This window comes from Streptomyces lanatus (genome assembly GCF_014655715.1).
In the GTDB taxonomy this organism is placed as follows: Bacteria; Actinomycetota; Actinomycetes; order Streptomycetales; family Streptomycetaceae; genus Streptomyces; species Streptomyces lanatus.
The window spans coordinates 28,315-48,522 of record NZ_BNBM01000012.1; the positions used below are offsets into that span (position 1 = coordinate 28,315).

The 20,208-nt window shown below is 71.0% G+C and carries 18 protein-coding genes; 15 read left to right on the forward strand and 3 right to left on the reverse strand.

Going from position 1 to position 20,208, the window contains the following annotated elements; all coding sequences use genetic code 11:
* Positions 1-64: 64 nt before the first annotated feature.
* The 6 genes from IE325_RS28180 to gatB all read left to right on the forward strand — a co-directional run bounded on the left by IE325_RS28180 (position 65) and on the right by gatB (position 4,627).
* Positions 65-436 carry a DUF4267 domain-containing protein gene (locus IE325_RS28180; protein WP_190072904.1) on the forward strand — a complete coding sequence of 124 codons (372 nt, stop codon included), beginning with the start codon at positions 65-67 and terminating at the stop codon, positions 434-436.
* Positions 437-473: 37 nt separating this feature from the next.
* On the forward strand, positions 474-968 hold the full coding sequence (locus tag IE325_RS28185) for a cupin domain-containing protein (protein WP_190072905.1): 495 nt from the start codon (positions 474-476) through the stop codon (positions 966-968).
* A gap of 96 nt (positions 969-1,064) precedes the next feature.
* Positions 1,065-1,361 (forward strand): Asp-tRNA(Asn)/Glu-tRNA(Gln) amidotransferase subunit GatC, encoded by a 297-nt coding sequence (gene gatC, locus IE325_RS28190; protein WP_007384860.1) that lies wholly within the window; start codon positions 1,065-1,067, stop codon positions 1,359-1,361.
* A 6-nt stretch (positions 1,362-1,367) separates the two neighbouring features.
* A complete protein-coding gene (gene gatA / locus IE325_RS28195) occupies positions 1,368-2,861 on the forward strand; it encodes an Asp-tRNA(Asn)/Glu-tRNA(Gln) amidotransferase subunit GatA (RefSeq protein ID WP_190072906.1) in 1,494 nt (497 codons plus the stop codon).
* A complete protein-coding gene (locus tag IE325_RS28200) occupies positions 2,858-3,097 on the forward strand; it encodes a hypothetical protein (RefSeq protein ID WP_190072907.1) in 240 nt (79 codons plus the stop codon). Before gatA ends, IE325_RS28200 begins: the two co-directional genes overlap by 4 nt.
* Before the next feature lie 15 nt (positions 3,098-3,112).
* Complete coding sequence (gatB, locus tag IE325_RS28205; RefSeq protein WP_190072908.1) at positions 3,113-4,627, forward strand: Asp-tRNA(Asn)/Glu-tRNA(Gln) amidotransferase subunit GatB; 1,515 nt, start codon at positions 3,113-3,115, stop codon at positions 4,625-4,627.
* A 73-nt stretch (positions 4,628-4,700) separates the two neighbouring features.
* Here gatB and IE325_RS28210 read toward each other — a convergent pair whose 3' ends face one another.
* Positions 4,701-5,504: an SAM-dependent methyltransferase gene (locus tag IE325_RS28210; RefSeq protein ID WP_190072909.1), complete on the reverse strand. Its 804-nt coding sequence runs from the start codon at positions 5,502-5,504 to the stop codon at positions 4,701-4,703.
* Between the two features lie 99 nt (positions 5,505-5,603).
* On the opposite strand from IE325_RS28210, the gene IE325_RS28215 reads away from it, so the two are divergent.
* From IE325_RS28215 to IE325_RS28245, 7 genes are all read left to right on the forward strand, one after another.
* Positions 5,604-5,948, forward strand: coding sequence for a hypothetical protein (locus tag IE325_RS28215; protein WP_190072910.1), 345 nt, complete (start codon positions 5,604-5,606; stop codon positions 5,946-5,948).
* Positions 5,949-6,160: 212 nt separating this feature from the next.
* Entirely contained in the window at positions 6,161-8,389 is a 2,229-nt protein-coding gene (locus IE325_RS28220) for an MMPL family transporter (RefSeq protein WP_190072911.1), read from the forward strand.
* A complete protein-coding gene (locus tag IE325_RS28225; RefSeq protein ID WP_190072912.1) occupies positions 8,367-8,942 on the forward strand; it encodes a GNAT family N-acetyltransferase in 576 nt (191 codons plus the stop codon). The genes IE325_RS28220 and IE325_RS28225 overlap by 23 nt, the downstream gene beginning before the upstream one ends.
* Before the next feature lie 35 nt (positions 8,943-8,977).
* Complete coding sequence (locus IE325_RS28230; protein ID WP_190072913.1) at positions 8,978-9,565, forward strand: hypothetical protein; 588 nt, start codon at positions 8,978-8,980, stop codon at positions 9,563-9,565.
* A gap of 194 nt (positions 9,566-9,759) precedes the next feature.
* A complete protein-coding gene (locus tag IE325_RS28235; protein WP_190072914.1) occupies positions 9,760-9,939 on the forward strand; it encodes a hypothetical protein in 180 nt (59 codons plus the stop codon).
* 74 nt (positions 9,940-10,013) lie between these two features.
* Complete coding sequence (locus tag IE325_RS28240) at positions 10,014-13,070, forward strand: helix-turn-helix transcriptional regulator (RefSeq protein ID WP_190072915.1); 3,057 nt, start codon at positions 10,014-10,016, stop codon at positions 13,068-13,070.
* A 38-nt stretch (positions 13,071-13,108) separates the two neighbouring features.
* On the forward strand, positions 13,109-13,297 hold the full coding sequence (locus IE325_RS28245) for a DUF6191 domain-containing protein (protein ID WP_190072916.1): 189 nt from the start codon (positions 13,109-13,111) through the stop codon (positions 13,295-13,297).
* A gap of 17 nt (positions 13,298-13,314) precedes the next feature.
* On the opposite strand, the gene IE325_RS28250 is transcribed toward IE325_RS28245, so the two are convergent.
* Together IE325_RS28250 and IE325_RS28255 are read right to left on the reverse strand one after the other, a co-directional pair.
* Positions 13,315-14,475, reverse strand: coding sequence for a PQQ-dependent sugar dehydrogenase (locus IE325_RS28250; RefSeq protein ID WP_229912089.1), 1,161 nt, complete (start codon positions 14,473-14,475; stop codon positions 13,315-13,317).
* Between the two features lie 104 nt (positions 14,476-14,579).
* On the reverse strand, positions 14,580-15,578 hold the full coding sequence (locus IE325_RS28255) for an aldo/keto reductase (RefSeq protein ID WP_190072918.1): 999 nt from the start codon (positions 15,576-15,578) through the stop codon (positions 14,580-14,582).
* A 76-nt stretch (positions 15,579-15,654) separates the two neighbouring features.
* Here IE325_RS28255 and IE325_RS28260 point away from each other — a divergent pair, with 76 nt between their 5' ends.
* On the forward strand, positions 15,655-16,605 hold the full coding sequence (locus tag IE325_RS28260; RefSeq protein ID WP_190072919.1) for a 2-hydroxyacid dehydrogenase: 951 nt from the start codon (positions 15,655-15,657) through the stop codon (positions 16,603-16,605).
* Between the two features lie 257 nt (positions 16,606-16,862).
* Positions 16,863-20,084: a putative bifunctional diguanylate cyclase/phosphodiesterase gene (locus IE325_RS28265; protein ID WP_373315233.1), complete on the forward strand. Its 3,222-nt coding sequence runs from the start codon at positions 16,863-16,865 to the stop codon at positions 20,082-20,084.
* Positions 20,085-20,208: the final 124 nt, after the last annotated feature.

Below are 20,208 nucleotides of genomic sequence, written 5' to 3' on the forward strand. Positions count from 1 at the left end.
CGCAGCTGTCGATGCTCTGCTAGCTTCGCTCTTGTCCCTAGCAGTGCTAGCGAGGAGTCAAGTCATGACCGTGACCGCGTACACCCTGGCCGTCGTCCTCAACCTGTTCTGCCTGTTCCTCGGCTACCAGTTCCTGCTCCAGCCCGCCTCCGCCGCCACCGGCTACGGCGTCCCGGCCCGGCCGGAGGGCGACGCCGGCGCCTATCTCTCCGTGAAGGGCCTGCGGGACGGCACCTTCGGCGTGGTGGGCCTGGCGCTGCTGTTCTTCGTCGGCGCCCGCGCCGAGGCCTGGTTCATGCTCGCCGTGGCACTCGTGCCGCTCTTCGACACACTGATAGTGCTGCGCAACGGCGGTACGAAGGCGACGGCCTTCGGGATCCACTTCGCCACGGCGGTCGTCGTCCTCATCAGCGCCGTCCTGCTGTTCCTCGTCTGAGCACGCCCACACCGATCTCGCACCGGGGGTTCGAGACATGTCGCTGTTCGTTCCGAAGTTCGACGAGTCCGTGATCGTCCGCGAGGCGGAGGCCGAAGTCGTCGGCCGGGCGCCCACCACCGTCCGTCTGCTCGCCGACAGCAGCCGGACCGGCGGCGCGCTGTCCACCCAGCGCGTCACCCTCACCTCGGGCGCCGACGGCGCCAAACCGCACTGGCACGACAACTCCGCCGAGATGTTCTTCCTGCTCGACGGCGCCGCCGAGATCCTCTCCGGCGACGACGTCGTCACGGCCGGACCCGGCGACCTGGTCGTCGTCCCGCCCGGCAAACCCCACGCCTTCTCCGCCGTCCCGGGCGCCGACGCCGACCTGCTCATCGTCATCACCCCGGGCGTCGAACGCTTCGAGTACTTCCGCCACCTCCAGCGCATCGCCCTCGGCGAGGCCACCGCCGAGAGCCTGCTGGAGGTGCAGGAGCTGTACGACAACCACTTCATGAGGAGCGAGGTCTGGGAGGGGCGCCGCGGGTGACCCCGACCGGGGCGGGGGAAACCGTTTCACGGCCACTGCTCCCCGCCCCATAGGATTGGCCCCAAACCACACACACTCACCCCAGAGGATCGCTGCATGCCTGGCATCACGCGCGAGGAGGTCGCCCACCTCGCACGGCTGGCGCGTCTGGAGCTGAAGCCCGAAGAGCTCGAGCACTTCGCGGGACAGCTGGACGACATCATCGGCGCGGTCGCACGCGTCAGCGAGGTCGCCGACCAAGACGTACCGCCGACCTCGCACCCGCTCCCGCTGACGAACGTCATGCGGGCGGACGAGGTCCGTCCGTCGCTCACCCCCGAGCAGGCGCTCTCCGGCGCCCCGGCCCAGGAGCAGCAGCGTTTCAAGGTGCCGCAGATCCTGGGGGAGGACTAAGAAGTCATGACGGACATCATCAAGCTCACCGCCGCCGAGACCGCCGAGAAGATCGCCTCCGGCGAGCTCACGGCCGTGCAGGTCACCGAGGCCCACCTCGCCCGCATCGAGGCCGTCGACGAGAAGGTGCACGCCTTCCTGCACGTCGACCGCGAGGGCGCCCTGGCGCAGGCGCGTGCCGTCGACGAGAAGCGGGCCAAGGGCGAGAAGCTCGGTCCCCTCGCCGGCGTCCCGCTCGCGCTGAAGGACATCTTCACCACCGAGGGCGTTCCGACGACCGTCGGTTCGAAGATCCTGGAGGGGTGGATTCCGCCGTACGACGCCACCCTCACCAAGCGCCTCAAGGCCGCTGACGTCGTCATCCTCGGCAAGACCAACATGGACGAGTTCGCCATGGGGTCCAGCACCGAGAACAGCGCCTACGGGCCGACCGGCAACCCGTGGGACCTCACCAAGATCCCCGGTGGTTCCGGTGGTGGGTCGTCCGCGGCCCTCGCCTCCTTCCAGGCGCCCCTCGCCATCGGCACCGACACCGGCGGCTCCATCCGCCAGCCGGCCGCCGTCACCGGCACGGTGGGCGTGAAGCCGACGTACGGGGCCGTCTCCCGCTACGGCATGGTCGCCTTCTCCTCCTCCCTCGACCAGGGCGGGCCCTGCGCCCGTACGGTCCTGGACGCGGCGTTGCTGCACGAGGTCATCGCCGGGCACGACCCGCTGGACTCCACGTCGATCGACGCGCCCGTCCCGCCGGTCGTCGAGGCCGCCCGCAACGGCAGCGTCGCCGGGATGCGCGTCGGCGTCGTCAAGCAGTTCCGCGGCGAGGGCTACCAGGCCGGCGTCATCCAGCGCTTCGACGAGTCCGTGGCCCTGCTGAAGGACCTCGGGGCCGAGATCGTCGAGCTGGACTGCCCGTCCTTCGACCTCGCGCTCTCCGCGTACTACCTGATCGCGCCCTCCGAGTGCTCCTCCAACCTCGCCCGCTTCGACGGCCTGCGCTACGGCCGCCGTACCGGCGACGACGGCAGCCACTCCGCCGAGGAGGTCACCTCCCTCACCCGCGAGGCGGGCTTCGGCCCCGAGGTGAAGCGCCGCATCATGCTCGGCACATACGCGCTGAGCAGCGGCTACTACGACGCCTACTACGGCAGCGCCCAGAAGGTCCGCACGCTCATCACGCGCGACTTCGAGAAGGCCTTCGAGCAGGTCGACGTCATCGTCTCGCCGACCACGCCGACCACCGCCTTCCCGATCGGCGAGCGTGCCGACGACCCGATGGCGATGTACCTCGCCGACCTGTGCACCATCCCGACCAACCTCGCGGGCAACGCGGCCATGTCGCTGCCCTGCGGTCTGGCCCCGGAGGACAACCTCCCGGTCGGCCTGCAGATCATCGCCCCGGCGCTGAAGGACGACCGTCTTTACAAGGTCGGGGCGGCCGTCGAGGCGGCCTTCGTGGAAAAGTGGGGGCACCCGCTTCTGGAGGAGGCACCGTCGCTGTGAGCAAGCTGTCGAAGGCCAAGGACTTCAAGAAGTCCAAGTCCGGTCTGTACCTGTCCATGGCCACCACCGCGTTCGGTGCGGTCAGTGTCGCCAAGCAGGCCAAGAAGGCCCGCCTGGAGAGCGACACGCTGCGGCTCGTCGACGCCGCCGTGTCCGCCGCCGCCATCGTCACCGGCCTCGCCATCCTCTACCGCGAGCTGAAGCGGCTGGGCGACGACGACGTCCTGCTGGGCTGAGAGGGAAGTTTCACCGTGACCACCACGACCGACCTGGTGTCGTACGAGGACGCTCTCGCGTCGTACGACCCCGTCATGGGCCTTGAGGTCCATGTCGAACTCGGCACCAAGACCAAGATGTTCTGCGGCTGTTCGACCGAGCTCGGTCAGGACGCCAACACGCAGACCTGCCCCACCTGCCTCGGCCTGCCCGGCGCGCTCCCGGTCGTCAACGCGACCGGCGTCGAGTCGGCGATCAAGATCGGTCTCGCGCTGAACTGCGAGATCGCCGAGTGGTGCCGTTTCGCCCGGAAGAACTACTTCTATCCGGACATGCCGAAGAACTTCCAGACCTCCCAGTACGACGAGCCGATCGCCTTCAACGGCTACCTCGACGTACAGCTGGAGGACGGCGAGACCTTCCGTGTGGAGATCGAGCGCGCCCACATGGAGGAGGACACCGGCAAGTCGACGCACGTCGGCGGCGCGACGGGCCGTATCCATGGCGCCTCGCACTCGCTGCTCGACTACAACCGCGCCGGCATCCCCCTCATCGAGATCGTCACCAAGCCGATCGAGGGCGCGGGCGAGCGTGCTCCCGAGGTGGCGAAGGCGTACGTCCGTGAGCTGCGCGAGCTCATCAAGGCGCTCGGTGTGTCGGAAGCCCGCATGGAGATGGGCCAGATGCGCTGCGACGTGAACCTGTCGCTGCGCCCGAACGGCACCGAGAAGTTCGGTACGCGTTCCGAGACGAAGAACGTCAACTCGCTGCGTTCCGTGGAGCGCGCGGCCCGCTTCGAGATCCAGCGGCACGCCGCCGTACTGTCGTCCGGCGGGACGATCATCCAGGAGACCCGGCACTTCCACGAGGACACGGGGTCCACGACCTCGGGACGGGTGAAGGAAGAGGCCGAGGACTACCGGTACTTCCCCGAGCCGGACCTCGTCCCGGTCGCCCCGTCCCGTGAATGGGTCGAGGAGATCCGGGCGGCCCTGCCCGAGCTGCCGCTGGCCCGTCGTACCCGGCTCCTCGACGAGTGGGGTATCACGGCCCTCGACATGCAGGCGATCCTCAACGCCGGCGCGCTGGAGCCGATCGTCGCCACGATCGACGCCGGTGCCGACGCGGCCTCCGCCCGCAAGTGGTGGATGGGCGAACTGGCCCGCAGCGCCAACGAGTCGGGCAAGTCGCTGGACGAGCTGGCCATCACGCCGGCGCAGGTCGCGCGCGTCACCGAGCTGGTCTCGAAGGGCGACCTGAACGACAAGCTGGCCCGCCAGGTCATCGAGGGCGTCCTCGCGGGCGAGGGCACCCCGGACGAGGTCGTCGACAAGCGCGGTCTGAAGGTCGTCTCCGACGAGGGTGCCCTGGGCACCGCCGTCGACGAGGCCATCGCCGGCAACCCGGGCATCGCCGACAAGATCCGCTCCGGCAAGGTCGCCGCGGCCGGCGCCCTGGTCGGCGCGGTCATGAAGGCCACCCGGGGTCAGGCCGACGCCGCGCGCGTCAAGGAGCTGATCCTGGAGAAGCTGGGCGTCAGCGAGGGCTGAGCAACCCGCCGAGGGGGACGCATCGACCGTGGTGCGTCCCCCTCGGTGTGTCATCGGATACGGCGGCCGTTCGTCAGATACGGCGGCCCACCAGCCGTACGAAACCCAGCGCGCGCCCCTCGTCCACCCGCAGCATCTCTGCGACCTGGCGGGCCATCGTGCGATGGAACTCCTCCGGGCTCTCCTCGGCGACCACCTCGCACCACCGCAGCCAGTCCCGCCAGCCGTCGTCCAGCCAGTCGGCGGCCTCGACCTCCACGGCCCCGCCCCGGGTCCAGTGGCGCCGCCACCAGTTGGCGGAGTGGAAACACCAGTAGTCGGGCTCCCAGTGGGGCTTGAGATGCTCCGGCGGCTCGACGCCGTCCGGCTCCTCACGCAGCGCCGGGACGACCACACCGATGCGCCCGCCCGGCTTCAACAGCCGGGTGAGCGTGGGCAGATAGAGATCGTTCGTGCCGAAGTACTGGTACGCGTCGATGCTCACGATCGCGTCGAAGCTGCCCTCGGCGAACGCCAGGTCGTGCGCCTCGACCCGCACCGGCAGCACCCGGTCGGCGAAACCGGCCTCGGCGACGCGCCGGGCGTTGTCGTCGGGTCCGATCCACAGGTCGGCGGCGGTGACCTGGGCGTCGTACTCCCTGGCCAGGAAGACGGAGGTCATCGCCCGGCCGCAGCCCAGGTCTAGGACGCGGGCGCAGGGGCGAAGCGTGTTCAGGCCGAGGGCGGGGGCCAGCCACTCCAGCAGCCAGAGTGCGTTCGGGCCCATCTGGTTCTCGACGACCCAGCGGGGGTCGTAGCCGTTGCTGCGGGGATAGCGGGCATGGGTCAGCCGCTGGGCGAGGTCCTCCTGAGAGGCCCCCGGGGTGATGTCCGGCATCGGTGGGACGGCTCCTTGAGTCCGGGAAGGCGGAAAGGGATACGGAGGAGCGCGGTGGGACGCTCAAACCCTCAGGGCGACGCGCTACGCTCGCCCGCCATGAGTGGACGCGGTGATTCCGAGATATCCGAGACGGGGGAGGACCGGACCGGGACGCCCGAGGACGTCGACGACTTCGAGGAGGTCGACGACCCGGCGTACGTGGCCCGGCGGGCCCGCTGGACCGCGGCGGCGACCGGAGCGCTGCTGGCGCTCGCGGGGCTGGCGGCCGCGGCGCTGCGCGGTGCGCGGTCCGCCCCGGCGCTCGTCCCGGCCGCCTACGCCTTCGGCGCGGGTGTCTGTCTGCTCGCCGCGTTCCTCGGGTCGCGGGGGCGCACCCGGCGGGCGTTGTGGCTCCTGGTGGTCGGTGTGATGGTGATGGCTTTCGGGGACCAGTTCGATTGATGTGACCGACTCCACTCGGCAATGACAGAGTGACCGTTACTGTCCTGTGATCTGCCTCCCACTCCTGTGAATAAACCCACGAACGCGGCAAACGATCTCCCCCGCCTGCGAGAGTTTGCTTCACATCGCTCATGCGTTCTTTGCGGGCTGTTCACTTTTCTGAACGACTGACCCGGTCAAAGATCCATAAATCGCCCCCCGGGAGCACGTTCGTGGCAGCTCTTGCACGCTGGTGTGTCCAACGCCGCCTCGTCGCCGTACTGCTCTGGCTGCTCGCCTTCGGCGGGGTGAGCGCGGCCGCCGTCGCCACGGGCACCGCGTACTCGAACGACTACCACGTCCCCGGCACCGAATCGGGCCGCGCCACCGAACTCCTCCAGGACGGCTTCCCCGGCCTCGGCGGCGACAGTGACACCGTTGTCTGGCACACCGCCACCGGCACCGTCCGCGCCTCCGACGTCGAACAGACGATGACGCGCACCCTGGACGAGATCGCCGAACTGCCCGGCGTCGCCGCCGTCGGCAGCCCCTACGACAAGCAGGGCGCGGGCCAGATCAGCGAGGACGGGCACACGGCGTACGCCACCGTCACCTTCGACGACAGCGCCGAGAACCTCGACACCGGCGAGGCGCAGGCCGTCGTGAGCGCTGCCAAGGACGCCGAGGCCGAGGGGCTCCAGGTGGAGCTGGGCGGCAGTGCCGTCGCGCTCACCGAGTCGACGGGCGGGCATCTCGCCGAGATCGTCGGGGTGGCCGTAGCCGCCGTCGTGCTGTTCCTCGCCTTCGGCTCGCTCGCCGCCTCCCTGCTGCCCATCGCGACCGCCCTCGTCGGCGTCGGCACCGCGTACGCCGGGATCGCGCTCCTCGGGCACGCCATGACCGTGGCCGACTTCGCGCCGATGCTCGGGATGCTCATCGGGCTCGGCGTCGGGATCGACTACGCCCTGTTCATCGTCACCAGACACCGGCGTGGCCTGAAACGCGGACTGCCCGTCGCCGAGTCGATCACCAACGCCGTGGCCACCACGGGACGCGCCGTCGTCTTCGCGGGCGCGACCGTGTGCATCGCCCTGCTCGGCATGCTGATCCTCCAGCTCAGCTTCCTCAACGGCGTCGCGATCGCCGCCTCGCTGACCGTGATCCTCACGGTCGCCGCGTCCATCACCCTCCTCCCCGCCCTGCTGTCCTTCATCGGCATGCGCGCCCTCAGCCGCCGCGAGCGACGCCGGCTCGCCGAGCACGGCCCCGAACCCGAGCTGCCCACCGGGTTCGCCGCCCGCTGGTCGGCGTTCGTCGAACGCCACCCCAAGGCGCTCGGCGCCATCGCCCTGGCCGTCATCACCATCCTCGCCCTGCCCACCCTCGGCCTGCGCCTGGGCACCTCCGACCAGGGCAACGACCCCGAGACGTCCACCACCCGCCAGGCCTACGACCTCATGGCCGACGGCTTCGGACCCGGCGTGAACGGCCCGCTCACCCTCGTCACCGAGGTCGACGGCGGCGACGACAAACTCGCCCTCGACAACCTCGACGCCACCCTGCGCGGCACCGAGGGCGTCGCGTCGGTGACACCGGTGACGTACAACGCGGGCGGTGACACCGCGTACCTCACCGTCGTACCGGAGTCCTCCCCGCAGTCCCGGCAGACCAGCGAACTCGTCGACCGGCTGCGCGACGAGGTCCTGCACCGCGCCGAGACCGGCACCTCCCTCGATCTGCAGGTCGGCGGCATGACCGCCGGGTACGACGACTTCGCCGAGGTGATCGTCGGCAAGCTGCCGCTGTTCGTCGGCGTCGTCATCGGCCTCGGCTGTCTGCTGCTCCTGCTCGCATTCCGGTCCGTCGGGATCCCCCTGAAGGCCGCCGCGATGAACGTCGCCGCCGTCGCCGCCGCCTTCGGGGTCGTCGTCGCGATCTTCCAGTGGGGCTGGGGGAGCGAGCTGCTGGGCCTGGGCAGGGCCGGGCCCATCGAGCCCTTCCTCCCCGTGATCATGGTGTCGGTGCTCTTCGGGCTCTCCATGGACTACCAGGTCTTCCTGGTCAGCCGGATGTACGAGGAGTGGCTGGAGACCGGCGACAACCGGCGGGCCGTCCGCATCGGCCTCGCCGAGACCAGCCGGGTGATCAACTCCGCCGCGGTCATCATGATCTCCGTCTTCCTCGCCTTCGTCCTCAGCGGCGACCGCGTCATCGCCATGTTCGGCATCGCGCTGGCCGCCGCCGTCGCCCTGGACGCCTTCGTGCTGCGCACCCTCCTCGTCCCCGCCCTGATGCACATGCTCGGCGGCGCCAACTGGTGGCTGCCCCGCTGGCTCGACAAGCGCATGCCCCGCATCAGCATCGAACCGCCCGAGTCCCGCGCCGCCCATGAGAGGCTCACCGATGTCGTGGCGGAACTGGAGAAGGAGCAGCGGGGCGATGTACGCGATATCGCTGGGTGACGACGGAGCCGAGCTGAGGCCCCTGGAGCCGTGGCACGCCGAGGAGTTCCTCGCGCACCTGGACCGCGGCCGGGAGTTCATCGGGCAGTACATCCCGTTCGGCTCGAAGGCCATAGACCCGGCGTCGGCACGCGAGACGCTCCAGCGATACGCCGACCTGCGCGCCGCGGACACGGCGTCGTACCACGGCATCTGGCTGGACGGAAAACTCGTCGGCGGCGTCCTCACCCTGAACTTCGACGCGGCGACCGGCAACTGCGAGGTCGGCTGCTGGCTGGAGCCCGCCGCGACCGGACGCGGGCTCATCACCCGGGCGATGCGGGTGCTCATCGACTGGGCGGTCGAGGAACGCGGCATCCACCGCGTCGAATGGGTCGCGGCGTCCGGCAACACGCCCAGCCTGAACGTCGCCCGGCGACTCGGCATGACCCGCGACGGCGTACGACGCCAGGCCCACCCCTATGGTGGGGTGCGGCACGACCTCGAGGTGTGGTCGATCCTCGCCCCGGAGTGGCGTGAAGCACGCGCGCGTGCCGCACACAGCGACCATTAAGAGACTTCTCAGACAGGATCCGTACGGTGCGCGACATGGGAACCAAGACAGCTGAGGAAACCGGCGCCGAGACGGGCGCCGAGACCAAGAACGACGAGGAAAAGGCAGGTGTGACCCAGGTCGAGGAGGAGACGACCGAGGGCGAGCCGACCGAGACCGCGTCCGCTGAGGACGACTCCGCCGACGACGCGGACGAGCTGCCCGAGGCCCAGGTGAAGGAGCCGACCGGAGTGGGCCAGGGCGCGGCCGCCGTGGTCTCCGCCGTGCTCGGCCTGGTCTCGCTGACCGGCAGCTGGGTCGGCACGGTGGCCTCGGCGCGCGAGGAGATCACCGGCCAGCTGGAGATGCAGGCCTCGCAGAACGCGGGCGTCGCCACCCAGCTCCAGGCGGTCTACGGCGACGCCTGGCAGGCCACCGCGCTGTGGGGCGGGGTCTTCGCGCTGGTCGCGCTGCTCGTCGGCGTCGCGGTGCTTGCCCGGCCGGCGTTCGGCGTCCCGGGCAAGCCGCAGCCGGTCTGGATCAAGTCGGTCTCCTGGGCGGGTGTCTCGCTCGGCGTCATCGGCCTGCTCCTCGCGGTCCTCAAGTACACCGACGTACTGCTCGGCCTGCCCTCAGTGGGTTGAGCCGGTCGAATCACCGCAGTTCCTGAGGGGTCTTAGGAGTTCCTAAGGCCCCTCACGCGCGTCTAAGGCCCCGCATGAGGCCGAAGATGCGGAACTCTCCCGATGTGGCGGACCCGCCTGGGGGAGGAAGGTTGAGACATCGCCGAAAGCGACGCGGAAAACCACCTCTCACCAGGGAAAACGAGGGTCCGACCATGTATGAGTTCGAGCTTCACAACCTCCGTTCCGCCGAACTGATCCGCCAGGCCGAGCACCAGCGCCTGGTCCGCGAGGCACTCCGGGGCCGCCGTGAGGAACGCGCCAAGCGGAGCAGCGAGGAGAAGGAGGCGCATACGCCCCGCCTCCGCCGGCATCGGCGTCCACGGACGGCGTGACGGGGGGTTCCGGGGGCGGGCCCCTGACGCCCGCCCCCGGAAAAAGCGGTGCCGGGTCCTTCGAGGGGCGTGGCATGCTCGCCCTCGTGGAGAGCCGGTCTGTAAGCCCCGTGTTCGTAGGTCGCGCAGCCGAATTGGAGACGCTCAACGACGCCCTCGCCCGAGCCGCCGCAGGCGAACCGCAGGCCTTGCTGATCGGCGGTGAGGCGGGGGTGGGCAAGACCCGCCTCGTCGAGGAGTTCGCCACCGCCGCCGCCCGCGAGGGCGCCGTCGTCGTGCTCGGGGGCTGTGTCGAGATCGGCGCGGACGGACTTCCCTTCGCACCGTTCTCCACCGCGCTGCGCGCCCTGCGCCGGGAACTGCCCGAGGAGCTGACGGCGGCCGCCGCCGGCCAGGAGGAGGAACTGGCCCGGCTGCTGCCCGAGTTGGGCGAGACGGCACAACCCCGTGGAGCCGACCGCTCCGACGAGGAGGGCATGGCCCGTCTCTTCGAGCTCACCGCCCGCCTCCTGGAACGCGTCGCCGCCGGCCGCACGGTCGTCGTCGCCCTGGAGGACCTGCACTGGTCCGACGCCTCCACCCGCCACCTCCTCGCCTATCTCTTCCGCACCCTGCGCACCGGCCGCCTCGCCGTCCTCGCCACCTACCGCTCCGACGACATCCACCGCCGCCACCCGCTGCGTCCGCTCCTCGCCGAACTCGACCGGCTGCGCACCGTCCGCCGCCTCGAACTCGGCCGCTTCAACCGCGCCGAGGTCGGCCGCCAGATCGCCGGGATCCTCGCCTGCGAACCCGACCCGGCCCAGGTCGACGCCATCTTCGAACGCTCCGACGGCAACGCCTTCTTCGTCGAGGAACTCGCCGTCGCCGCCCACGAGGGCAGCTGCACCGGCCTCACCGACTCCCTGCGCGATCTGCTGCTGGTCCGGGTGGAGCGCCTGCCGGAGAGCGCCCAGCGCGTGGCCCGGATCGTCGCCGAGGGCGGCTCCACCGTCGAGTACCGGCTGCTCGCCGCCGTCGCCCGGCTCGCCGAGGACGACCTCATCGAGGCGCTGCGGGCCGCCGTGGGCGCCAACATCCTGATCGCCGCGCCCGGTGGCGACGGCTACCGCTTCCGGCACTCCCTGGTCCGCGAGGCCGTCGGCGACGACCTGCTGCCCGGCGAGCGCTCCCGCCTCAACCGCCGCTACGCCGAGGCCCTGGAGGCCGACCCGACGCTCGTCCCGGCCGCCGAGCGCGTCATGCGGCTGGCCAGCTACTGGTACCACGCCCACGACCCGGCCAAGGCCCTGCCCGCCGTCCTGGACGCCTCCGTCACCGCCCGCCGCCGGCACGCCCACTCCGAGCAACTGCGGCTCCTGGAACGCGCGATGGAGCTCTGGGACACCGCCCCCGAGGAGATCCGCGCCACCCTGCGCCCCGTCGACTACACCGAGGTCTATCCTCCCTGCGGCTGCGACCCCGCCACCACACCCCTGCGCTATCTCGATCTGATGGCCGAGGCCGCCGTCGCCGGCCGGCGCTGCGCGGAACGCGAACGCGCCCTGAAGATCACCAAGCGGGCCCTGGACCTGCTGGAGGAAGACGGCGAACCCCTGCGCGCCGCATGGTTCTGGGTCCAGCGCTCCCGGCTGGTGCAGGCCCTGGCCCGCGGCGACGGCTGGAAGGAACTGGGCATCGCACAGGAACTCGTGCGCGGCCTGCCCCCGTCCGAGGTGCACGCCGAGGTACTCTCCGCCGCCGCCAACTGGTCGATGCTGCGCGCCCCCGGCCCCGACGCCATGTCGGCCGCCGAACGGGCCGTCGAGTACGCCCGCATGGTGGGCGCCGAGGACATCGAACTCAACGCCCGCCTCACCCTCGGCGGCCTCATGGTCGAGGCCGGTGACATCGACGCCGGACTGACCCAGATGTACGAGGTCAAGGACGAGGTACTGACCCGTGGCCTCACCGCGGTCGTGGGCCGCAGCCATGTGAACCTCCCGTCCGTGCTCGAAGGCGTCGGCCGCTCGCAGGAAGCCGTCGGCATCCTGCGTGAGGGGCTGCGCCTGACCCAGGAGTGGGGACTGCGCGACTCCGAGGCATGGATCTGGACGAACCTCTCCGAGTCGCTGATCTCCCTGGGCCGCTGGGACGAGGCCGCCGAGGCCGCGCTGCACGCCCAGCGCAACGGGCAGTCCGCCAAGCCGGGCGGCGGAGCCTCCAACCGCCTCGCCCACCTCGCGCTCGCACGCGGCGAGGTCGCCGAGGCCACCCGCCACCTCGAAGCCGCCCGCACCTCCTACGGCACCCATGACCCCATGCCCCAGAACAACCTCCCGATGTCCTTCCTCGCCCTCGGCATAGCCGCCGCCGAGGGCCGACTCCTGGACGCCCGCGCGGAGACCGACCGGGCCCTGGGTGACGGCTTCCCACCCGGCACCCAGCGCTACGCCTGGCCCCTCCTGCTGGCCGCCGCCGTCGCCGAATCCGACGCCCGCGCCCATGCGCTGCCCGCCGCCCAGGAGGGCCGCGCCGCCTTCCTGGAGCGGCTCTTCGAAGTCGTCCGCACCCTCACCACCGGCGCACCCCTGTGGCTCGCGTACGAGAAGTGGACCCGAGCCGAACTCGACCGCGCCCACGGCCGCACCACCCCCGACACCTGGTCGGACGTGGTCACCGCCTTCGAAGCCCTGGAGCGCCCCTATGACCTCGCCCAGGTCCGCCACCGTCTCGCCGAGGCCCTTCTCGCGCTCGGCGGCGACGACGAGCGCGCCCGCGCCACCGAGCTGCTCCGCCTGACCCGTGCCACCGCCGCCCACCTGGGCGCCCGCCCGCTCGCCGACGCCACGACCCGCCTGGCCCAGCGAGCCCGCCTCACCCTCACGACGGCCCCGCCCCGGGCCATGGCCGACCCCGCCGACGCCCTCGGCCTCACCACCCGCGAACGCGACGTCCTGCGCCTGGTCTCCGCAGGCCAGACCAACCGCCAGATCGCCGAGCAGCTCTTCATCTCCCCGAAGACCGCCAGCGTCCATGTCTCGAACATCCTGGGCAAGCTCGGCGTCTCGGGACGGGGCGAGGCGGCGGCCGTGGCGCATCGGCTGGGGTTGTATCCGGCCGAAACCCTCACGCCCCGGGCGGGAACCTGAGGTTTACGCTGTAAGGGACGTCGGCCCAGGGAGGCCCAGTGTTCAACGCGTTCGAGGAACTCTTCGCCCCCGGCCGCAAGCACACCCGCGACGAACAGAACCGTCTGGAACTGACCCGTGAGGACGTCGGGGACGGCGACCCAGGGCGCGGGCCGATAGATCTGTCGTCCGGGAAAGTGGTCGTACGGCCCCCCGAGCCGCCGGCGGAGGACGGCGACGAGGACTAGGGCCCGCAGAGCCCAGGTCACGTCACCTGAAGCTCCAGAATCCGGTCGTCCCCCTCCTTCGGCTCGCCCCGCCCGTCCGTGTTGCTGGTCACCAGCCACAGCTTGTCGCCGCCCGCCGCGACGACCGTCCGCAGTCTGCCGTACTCACCCTCCAGGAAGGCCTGCGGATCCGCCGAGGCCTCGGTGCCGTTCAGCGGGATGCGCCACAGTCGCTGGCCCTTCAGGCCCGCCATCCAGAGGGAGCCCTCGGCATGGGCGACACCGCTGGGGGAGGCGTCATCGGTGCCCCACTGGGCCAGCGGGTTGTGGTACCGGTCGTCGTCGGACTTGCCCTCGGCCTCCGGCCAGCCGTAGTTGTCGCCCGGCTTGATCGCGTTCAGCTCGTCCCAGGTGTCCTGGCCGAACTCCGAGGCGAACAGACGCTGTTCGGAGTCCCAGGCCAGGCCCTGCACATTGCGATGGCCGTAGGAGTACACGGGGGAGTCGGGGAAGGGGTTCCCCGGAGCCGGTTCGCCCTCCGGTGTCATGCGCAGGATCTTGCCGCCCAGGGACTTCTTGTCCTGGGACAGACCGGTGTTCCCGCTCTCACCCGTGCCCGCGTACAGCATCTTGTCCGGGCCGAAGGCGATCCTGCCGCCATTGTGGATAAAGCCCTTGGGGATGCCCTTGAAGAGGGTGTCGGGGGCGCCCAGCTGCCTGCCGGCCGGCTGCTGCTCGTCGTACAGCATGCGGACGATGCGGTTGTCCGTGGCCGAGGTGAAGTAGGCGTAGACCATGTGGTCCGAGGCGTACTCCGGCGACAGCGCCAGGCCCATGAGACCGCCCTCGCCCGCCGGATCCACCCCGGGCACCTCGCCCAGCTCGGTCTTCTTGCCACTCTCGCCGTCGACCCGGGTGATCGTGGCGTCATCGCGGGAGGAGACCAGCAGGTCCCCGTCGGGCAGCGGGGCCAGGCCCCAAGGGCTGCTCAGGCCCTCGGCGACCGTGCGCACCACCTTGACGGTGCCCTGGGCCGGTGGGCTCTCGGCCGCCTGCCCGGTGGGTGAGGCCGCGGTGCTGCCCGGTGCCTTGTCTCCGCCCTTGGCCGGCGAGTCCCCGTCGTCGGAGGAACAGCCGGCCGTCAGCAGGAGTGTGGCCGCGGCCAACACGGCCGATACAGCTCGACGTTGCACGATCACGGTCCCTTCGATGCGGCGGGTTCTACTGTTCTTACACCGCTCGCGCCTCTCAGGTTCCCGATCCATGAATCTTGAATCAGCGCCGGCCCAGAACCCTCACGGCCTCAGTCCCAGGATCCCCGCGCCCCCGGCAACTCCGCCACCTCGGCCAGATCCGCCGCGGTGAGCCGTACGGCATCCGCCCCCGCGTTCTCCGCCACCCAGCGTTCCCGCTTGGCCCCCGGCACCGCGACCACGTGCCTTCCCTGCGCCAGCACCCACGCCAGCGCCACCTGCGCCGGGGTGACCGAATCCCCGTGCCGGGCCGCTATGCGGCGCAGGCCGACGACGATCGGCTGGTTCGACGCCATCATCTCCGCGGTGAACCGTGGATGCCGGGCGCGCACGTCGTCCGGTTCGAAGCCCTCGCCCGGGGTCAGCGTGCCGGTGAGGAAACCGTTGCCCAGCGGCATCGCCGCGAGGAAGCCGACGCCACGCGCCTCGCACCACGGCAGCAGCGCCTCCAGCGCCTCGGGCGACCACACCGACAGCTCGGCCTGCACCGCGCTCACCGGAAAGACCTGCTGCACCCGCTGCAGCTGGCGGATCGTCGCGTCGTGCAGCCGCGTCCCGAGGCGCCGCCCACCTCGCGCGCCCATCGCGCACAGCCCCAACGCCCGTACCTTTCCCGCCTGGACGAGCTCCGCCATCGCGCCCCACGTCTCCTCGACGGGGACCTCGGGATCGGCGCGGTGCAGCTGGTAGAGGTCGATGACGTCCGTCTGGAGGCGGCGCAGCGAGGCGTCGCAGGCCCGCTTCACATAGCCGGGGCGGCCGTTGGCCACGATGTGCTGCTCACCGACCAGCAGTCCGACCTTGGTCGACACGAACGCGTCCTGGCGGCGCTCCTTCAACACCCGCCCCACCAGCAGCTCGTTGGTGAACGGGCCGTACATGTCGGCCGTGTCCAGCAGCGTCGAGCCCAGATCGAGCGCCCGGTGCACCGCCCTGACCGACTCCTCGCCCCGCTGCCGCGACGAGCTGTACGCCCAGCTCATCGGCATGCACCCGAGCCCGATGGCCCCCACCGCGAGTGCCGCCGCGCCGATCGTCCTGCGCTCCACCTGGCCGTAACCCTCCCTCTTCCGGCATCCCAACCTAACCTCTGCACTCCAGTTCGCCTGACATAGCCTCCAGTGCATGACTGCTGACGTGTGGCTCCCCATCCCGCCGGACGAGATCGAGGGCCTCCCGGAGGGCCCCGCCTACCGCTACTGGAACGGCGCCGAGGACTTCCCCGCGGACCCGGCCGACTGCGCCTTCTACGTCGTCCCGTACATGAAGCCGGCCGGGCTCGGGCAGCGTCCCCTTCCGCGGATGACCCACCTGGAGGTCGTGCAGACGCTGTCCGCCGGCACCGACCACGTGGAGCCGGGCCTCAAGCATCTGCGGCCCGGCGTACGGCTGTGCAACGCGCGCGGGGTGCACGAGGCGAGCACCGGTGAGCTCACCCTCACGCTGATCCTCGCCTCGCTGCGCGGCGTCCCCGACTTCGTGCGGGCGCAGGACCGGGGGGAGTGGCTCGGCGGGTTCCGGCCCGCGCTGGCGGACAAGAACGTCCTCATCGTGGGATACGGCTCGATCGGGGCCGCCATCGAGGACCGGCTCGCGCCTTTTGAACTCGCGCGGGTGGCGCGCGTCGCGCGCTCTGAGCGCACCACGGCGCGCGGAGAAGTGCTTCCGCTCACCGAACTGCCCGCTCTGCTTCCGGAAGCGGACGTCGTCATCCTGTCCACGCCCTTGACGGACGCCACCCGGCACCTGGCCGACGCGGACTTCCTGGCCCGTATGAAGGACGGCGCGCTGCTGGTCAACGTGGCCCGCGGCCCCGTCGTGGACACCAAGGCGCTGCTGGCCGAGCTGGAGACCGGGCGGATCACCGCCGCCCTGGACGTCACCGACCCCGAACCGCTGCCCCGGGAGCATCCCCTGTGGCGTGCGCCGGGCGTGCTCATCAGCCCGCATGTGGGCGGTCCGACGTCCGCGTTCCTGCCGCGCGCCAAGCGGCTCCTGGTGGACCAGTTGAGTCGTTACGTGAACCGGGAGCCCCTGCGCAACGTGATCCTTACGACGGGCGCGACACAGGTGTGACGCTCACGGGTTGAGCTTCTCGCGGTTGCCGCGCGTGTCGCGCGTAACAGGCCCATAATCCGGTTCGAGTACCGTCCGCAACCTCACGGAAGCGGTCCGTACTCGCATATGCGCTGGTCGTCACGGAGCGTAGAGGTGCTATGTCCCTGAGTGACGAGACTGGTGTATCGTCCGGACGAGGGGCAGCGCCGTGCACGGTCGGCGCCGGGGATGGACATTTCAGATTTGTGAGGGGGGCGACGGGCGATGCACGGCCTATGGACGAGCGATCCGACGCGACGGGGCCGCCGGCGGCGACCCTGGCGAACGGCCGCGCGCAGACGCGGCCACCACGGCATCCACGGCTGCCGTCACAACCATCACCACCGCAGGAACAGCAGCCGCAGGCGGCATGCGCACACAGCGCACCGGGACCCCCGAGCGGCGCGGACCGGGAGGGTCCGGTGAGCTCCCCGCCGCCCCCCACGACCACGCTGGACGGAGCACTGCGGGCACAGCGGCCGTCGGCTGTGACGCTGCCTCGTCCCTCGTCGGGCGGAAACGGCTCGGGACTGTTTCCGCAAGTGACTCTGGCCCTGGTGTGCGCGGGATACGCCGTCGGTTCCGCGCTCGGCTGGGGGTCGGCGCAACTCGCGCTGATCATGGGCGACTTCGGGTTGGCCGCCGCCGCCGGCGCGGCCGCGGTGTCCTGCTTCCGCTACGCCCGTAGCCGCCGTATCCGCTTTCGACCCGCATGGCTGCTGTTCGCGCTCTCCTCGGCCATGGCGGCCCTCGGCAACCTGGTCTGGGGGTGGTACGAGGTCGTCCTGGAACGCCCCGTGCCCACCCCGTCCTACGCCGACGGGTTCTTCCTGTGCTTCGCGCCGCCCGCCATCGTGGGACTCCTGGTGCTCGCCAAGCGCCCGGTGACCAAGGCCGGTTGGGTCTGCCTCGGGCTCGACGCCTGGCTGATCGGCGGCTCGCTGCTGACGCTCGCCTGGAGCCTCGCCCTGGCCCAGGCGGCCAAGATCGAGTCCGGCGACGGGGCGAGCGTGTCGCACACCGCGCTCTCGCTGGCCTACCCGCTGCTCGACATCGCCCTGGTCAGCATGGTGCTCGCGCTGCACTTCAGGCGCTCCTCGGCGAACCGCACCGCGGTCAACACCGCGATCGGCGCGCTCGCCCTGACCGTGATGTGCGACGCCCTGTTCACCTCGCCGCTGCTGCACAACAGCTACCGCTCCGGCCAGTTGCTCGACGCGGGCTGGTTCGCCGGCTCACTGCTGCTGGCGTACGCCCCCTGGGCCGCGCCCCGGCAAGGCCAGGAGGACGCCGACCGGCACGACAGAGCCGGGCACACACGCGTGGTGCACGAGCACCTGCCCGGACAGCGGGGCGCGAGCCATCACCACACCCCGGCACAGGGGGGTGATCACACCCGGTATCTGGCCAACCGCCCGATCGCCGGCTCCCTGGCCGCGCTCACGCCGTACCTCGCCGCCGCCGTCTGCACCCTGGGGATCCTCTACAACGTCCTCAACGGCCGCAGCGTCGACCGCGTGGTGCTCATCACCGGCGGCACCGTGGTGCTCGCCCTCGTGGTGCGCCAGGGCATCATGCTGCTCGACAACATCACCCTCACCCAGGAACTGGCGCAGAAGGAGAACCACTTCCGCTCCCTGGTGCAGGGCTCCAGCGACGTCATCATGATCGCCGCCCCCAACGGCATCCTCCGGTACGTCTCCCCGGCCGCCGCCGGGGTCTACGGCCGTTCCGCCGAGGATCTGGTGGGCACGGAACTGGCCAATCTCATCCACCCGGAGGACCTGGGCTGCGTGGTGCACGAAGTGCGCCGCTTCCTCGCCGCCAGCCCACTCGAGGAACCCACTACGCGCATCGAGTGCCGCTTCCGGTCCGGCGAGGACAACTGGCTCAACGTCGAGTCGACGGTCAACCGGCACCACGGCGGCCTCATCTTCAACAGCCGGGACGTGACCGAAAGAGTGCGCCTCCAGGCGCAGCTCCAGCACAACGCCGAGCACGACCCGCTCACCGACCTGCCCAACCGCGCCCTGTTCACCAAGCGGGTCCAGCAGGCCCTGTCCGGCCGCCGTGCCTCCGACCGAGGCCTCGCCCTGCGCAACACCGCCGTCCTGTTCATCGACCTCGACGGCTTCAAGGGCGTCAACGACACGATCGGACACCAGGCCGGGGACGAACTGCTCGTCCAGGCCGCCCGCAGACTCCAGGACACGGTCCGTCGCGGCGACACCGCGTCCCGGCTGGGCGGCGACGAGTTCGCGGCCCTGATCGTCGGGGACAACACCCGCGACCGCACCGCCCGCGAGCGGCACATACTGGAACTCGCCGACCGGCTCAGAGGGACCCTGTCGCAGCCCTACCTCATCGACGGCAACGATGTCCGCGTCAACGCCTCCATCGGCGTCGCCTTCGCCGAGCCCGGCCTCGGCGCGGGGGAGCTGCTGCGCAACGCCGACCTGGCCATGTACCGCGCGAAGGCGGGCGGCAAGGGCCGCGTCGAGCTGTACAAGCCGCAGATGCAGCAGGACGTCGTACGCAAGGCGGAGCTGGCCACGCGCCTGCGTGCCGCGCTGCACGACGGCGAGTTCGCGCTGCTGCACCAGCCGGTGGTGTGCCTGGAGAACGGCCGGATCACATCGGTCGCCACCCAGGCGCGCTGGCGGTCCTCGCAAGGGGTGCTGTTCACGCCCGCCGAGTTCCTGCGGGTGGCCGAGGACAGCGACAAGACCGCCGAGCTGGGCCGCTGGATGCTCGAGGAGGCCGTCGAGCAGGCCGCCGAGCGCACCGCGACCGGGCTCGCCGTACCCGTCGTGGTCCGGATGGGTGCACGCCGGCTGCTCGACCGGTCGATGCCGCTCGGCTCGATCGAGGCGCTGCTGACCCGGCACGGGCTGCCGTCCGGGTCGCTGATCATCGAGCTGTCCGACCTCGACCCCCGGATCTCGCTGGACGATCTGGAGCGCCGCCTGAGCGGCCTGCGCAGACTCGGCGTCCGGGTCGCCCTGGACGGCTTCGGCAGCGGTTACGCGGCGATCACCGCGCTGCGCAGGCTCCCCGTCGACATGCTCAGGCTCGACCGCGGTCTGGTCGAGGGTGTCGTCGAGTCCGCGCGGCTGCACAAGATCACCAGCGGGCTGCTGCGGATCGCCGGCGACCTCGGGCTCCAGTCCGTGGCCGACGGCGTGGACCTGCCCGAGCAGGTCGTCGCGCTGCGGGCGATGGGGTGCACGCACGGGCAGGGCATGGCGTTCTCCGGACCACTGGACGAGTACCGGCTGCGCCGGGCGCTCAGTTCCGGCCACTATCCGGTGCCGCACGGGCCCGCGGAGCCCGCGTTCGCCGGTGGGGGCACGAGAGAACCGCAGGGGTGCGTCGGCGTCGAGGGCACGAGCGCGCGGAGGCCCGAAGGGCTGGGCACGGTCGTGGTCTCGACACCGACCGGGGCGCCCCGGATGTGAACGAGCCAAAACAGACACAGCGGGTGTACACCGGTGGTGTCCCCGCTGTTCTCGGAGGCGGCCATGCCCTTCGCTCACATAATGAGACTCCCGTCCCACCCACTTGACACCGGGTGTGCGCCGG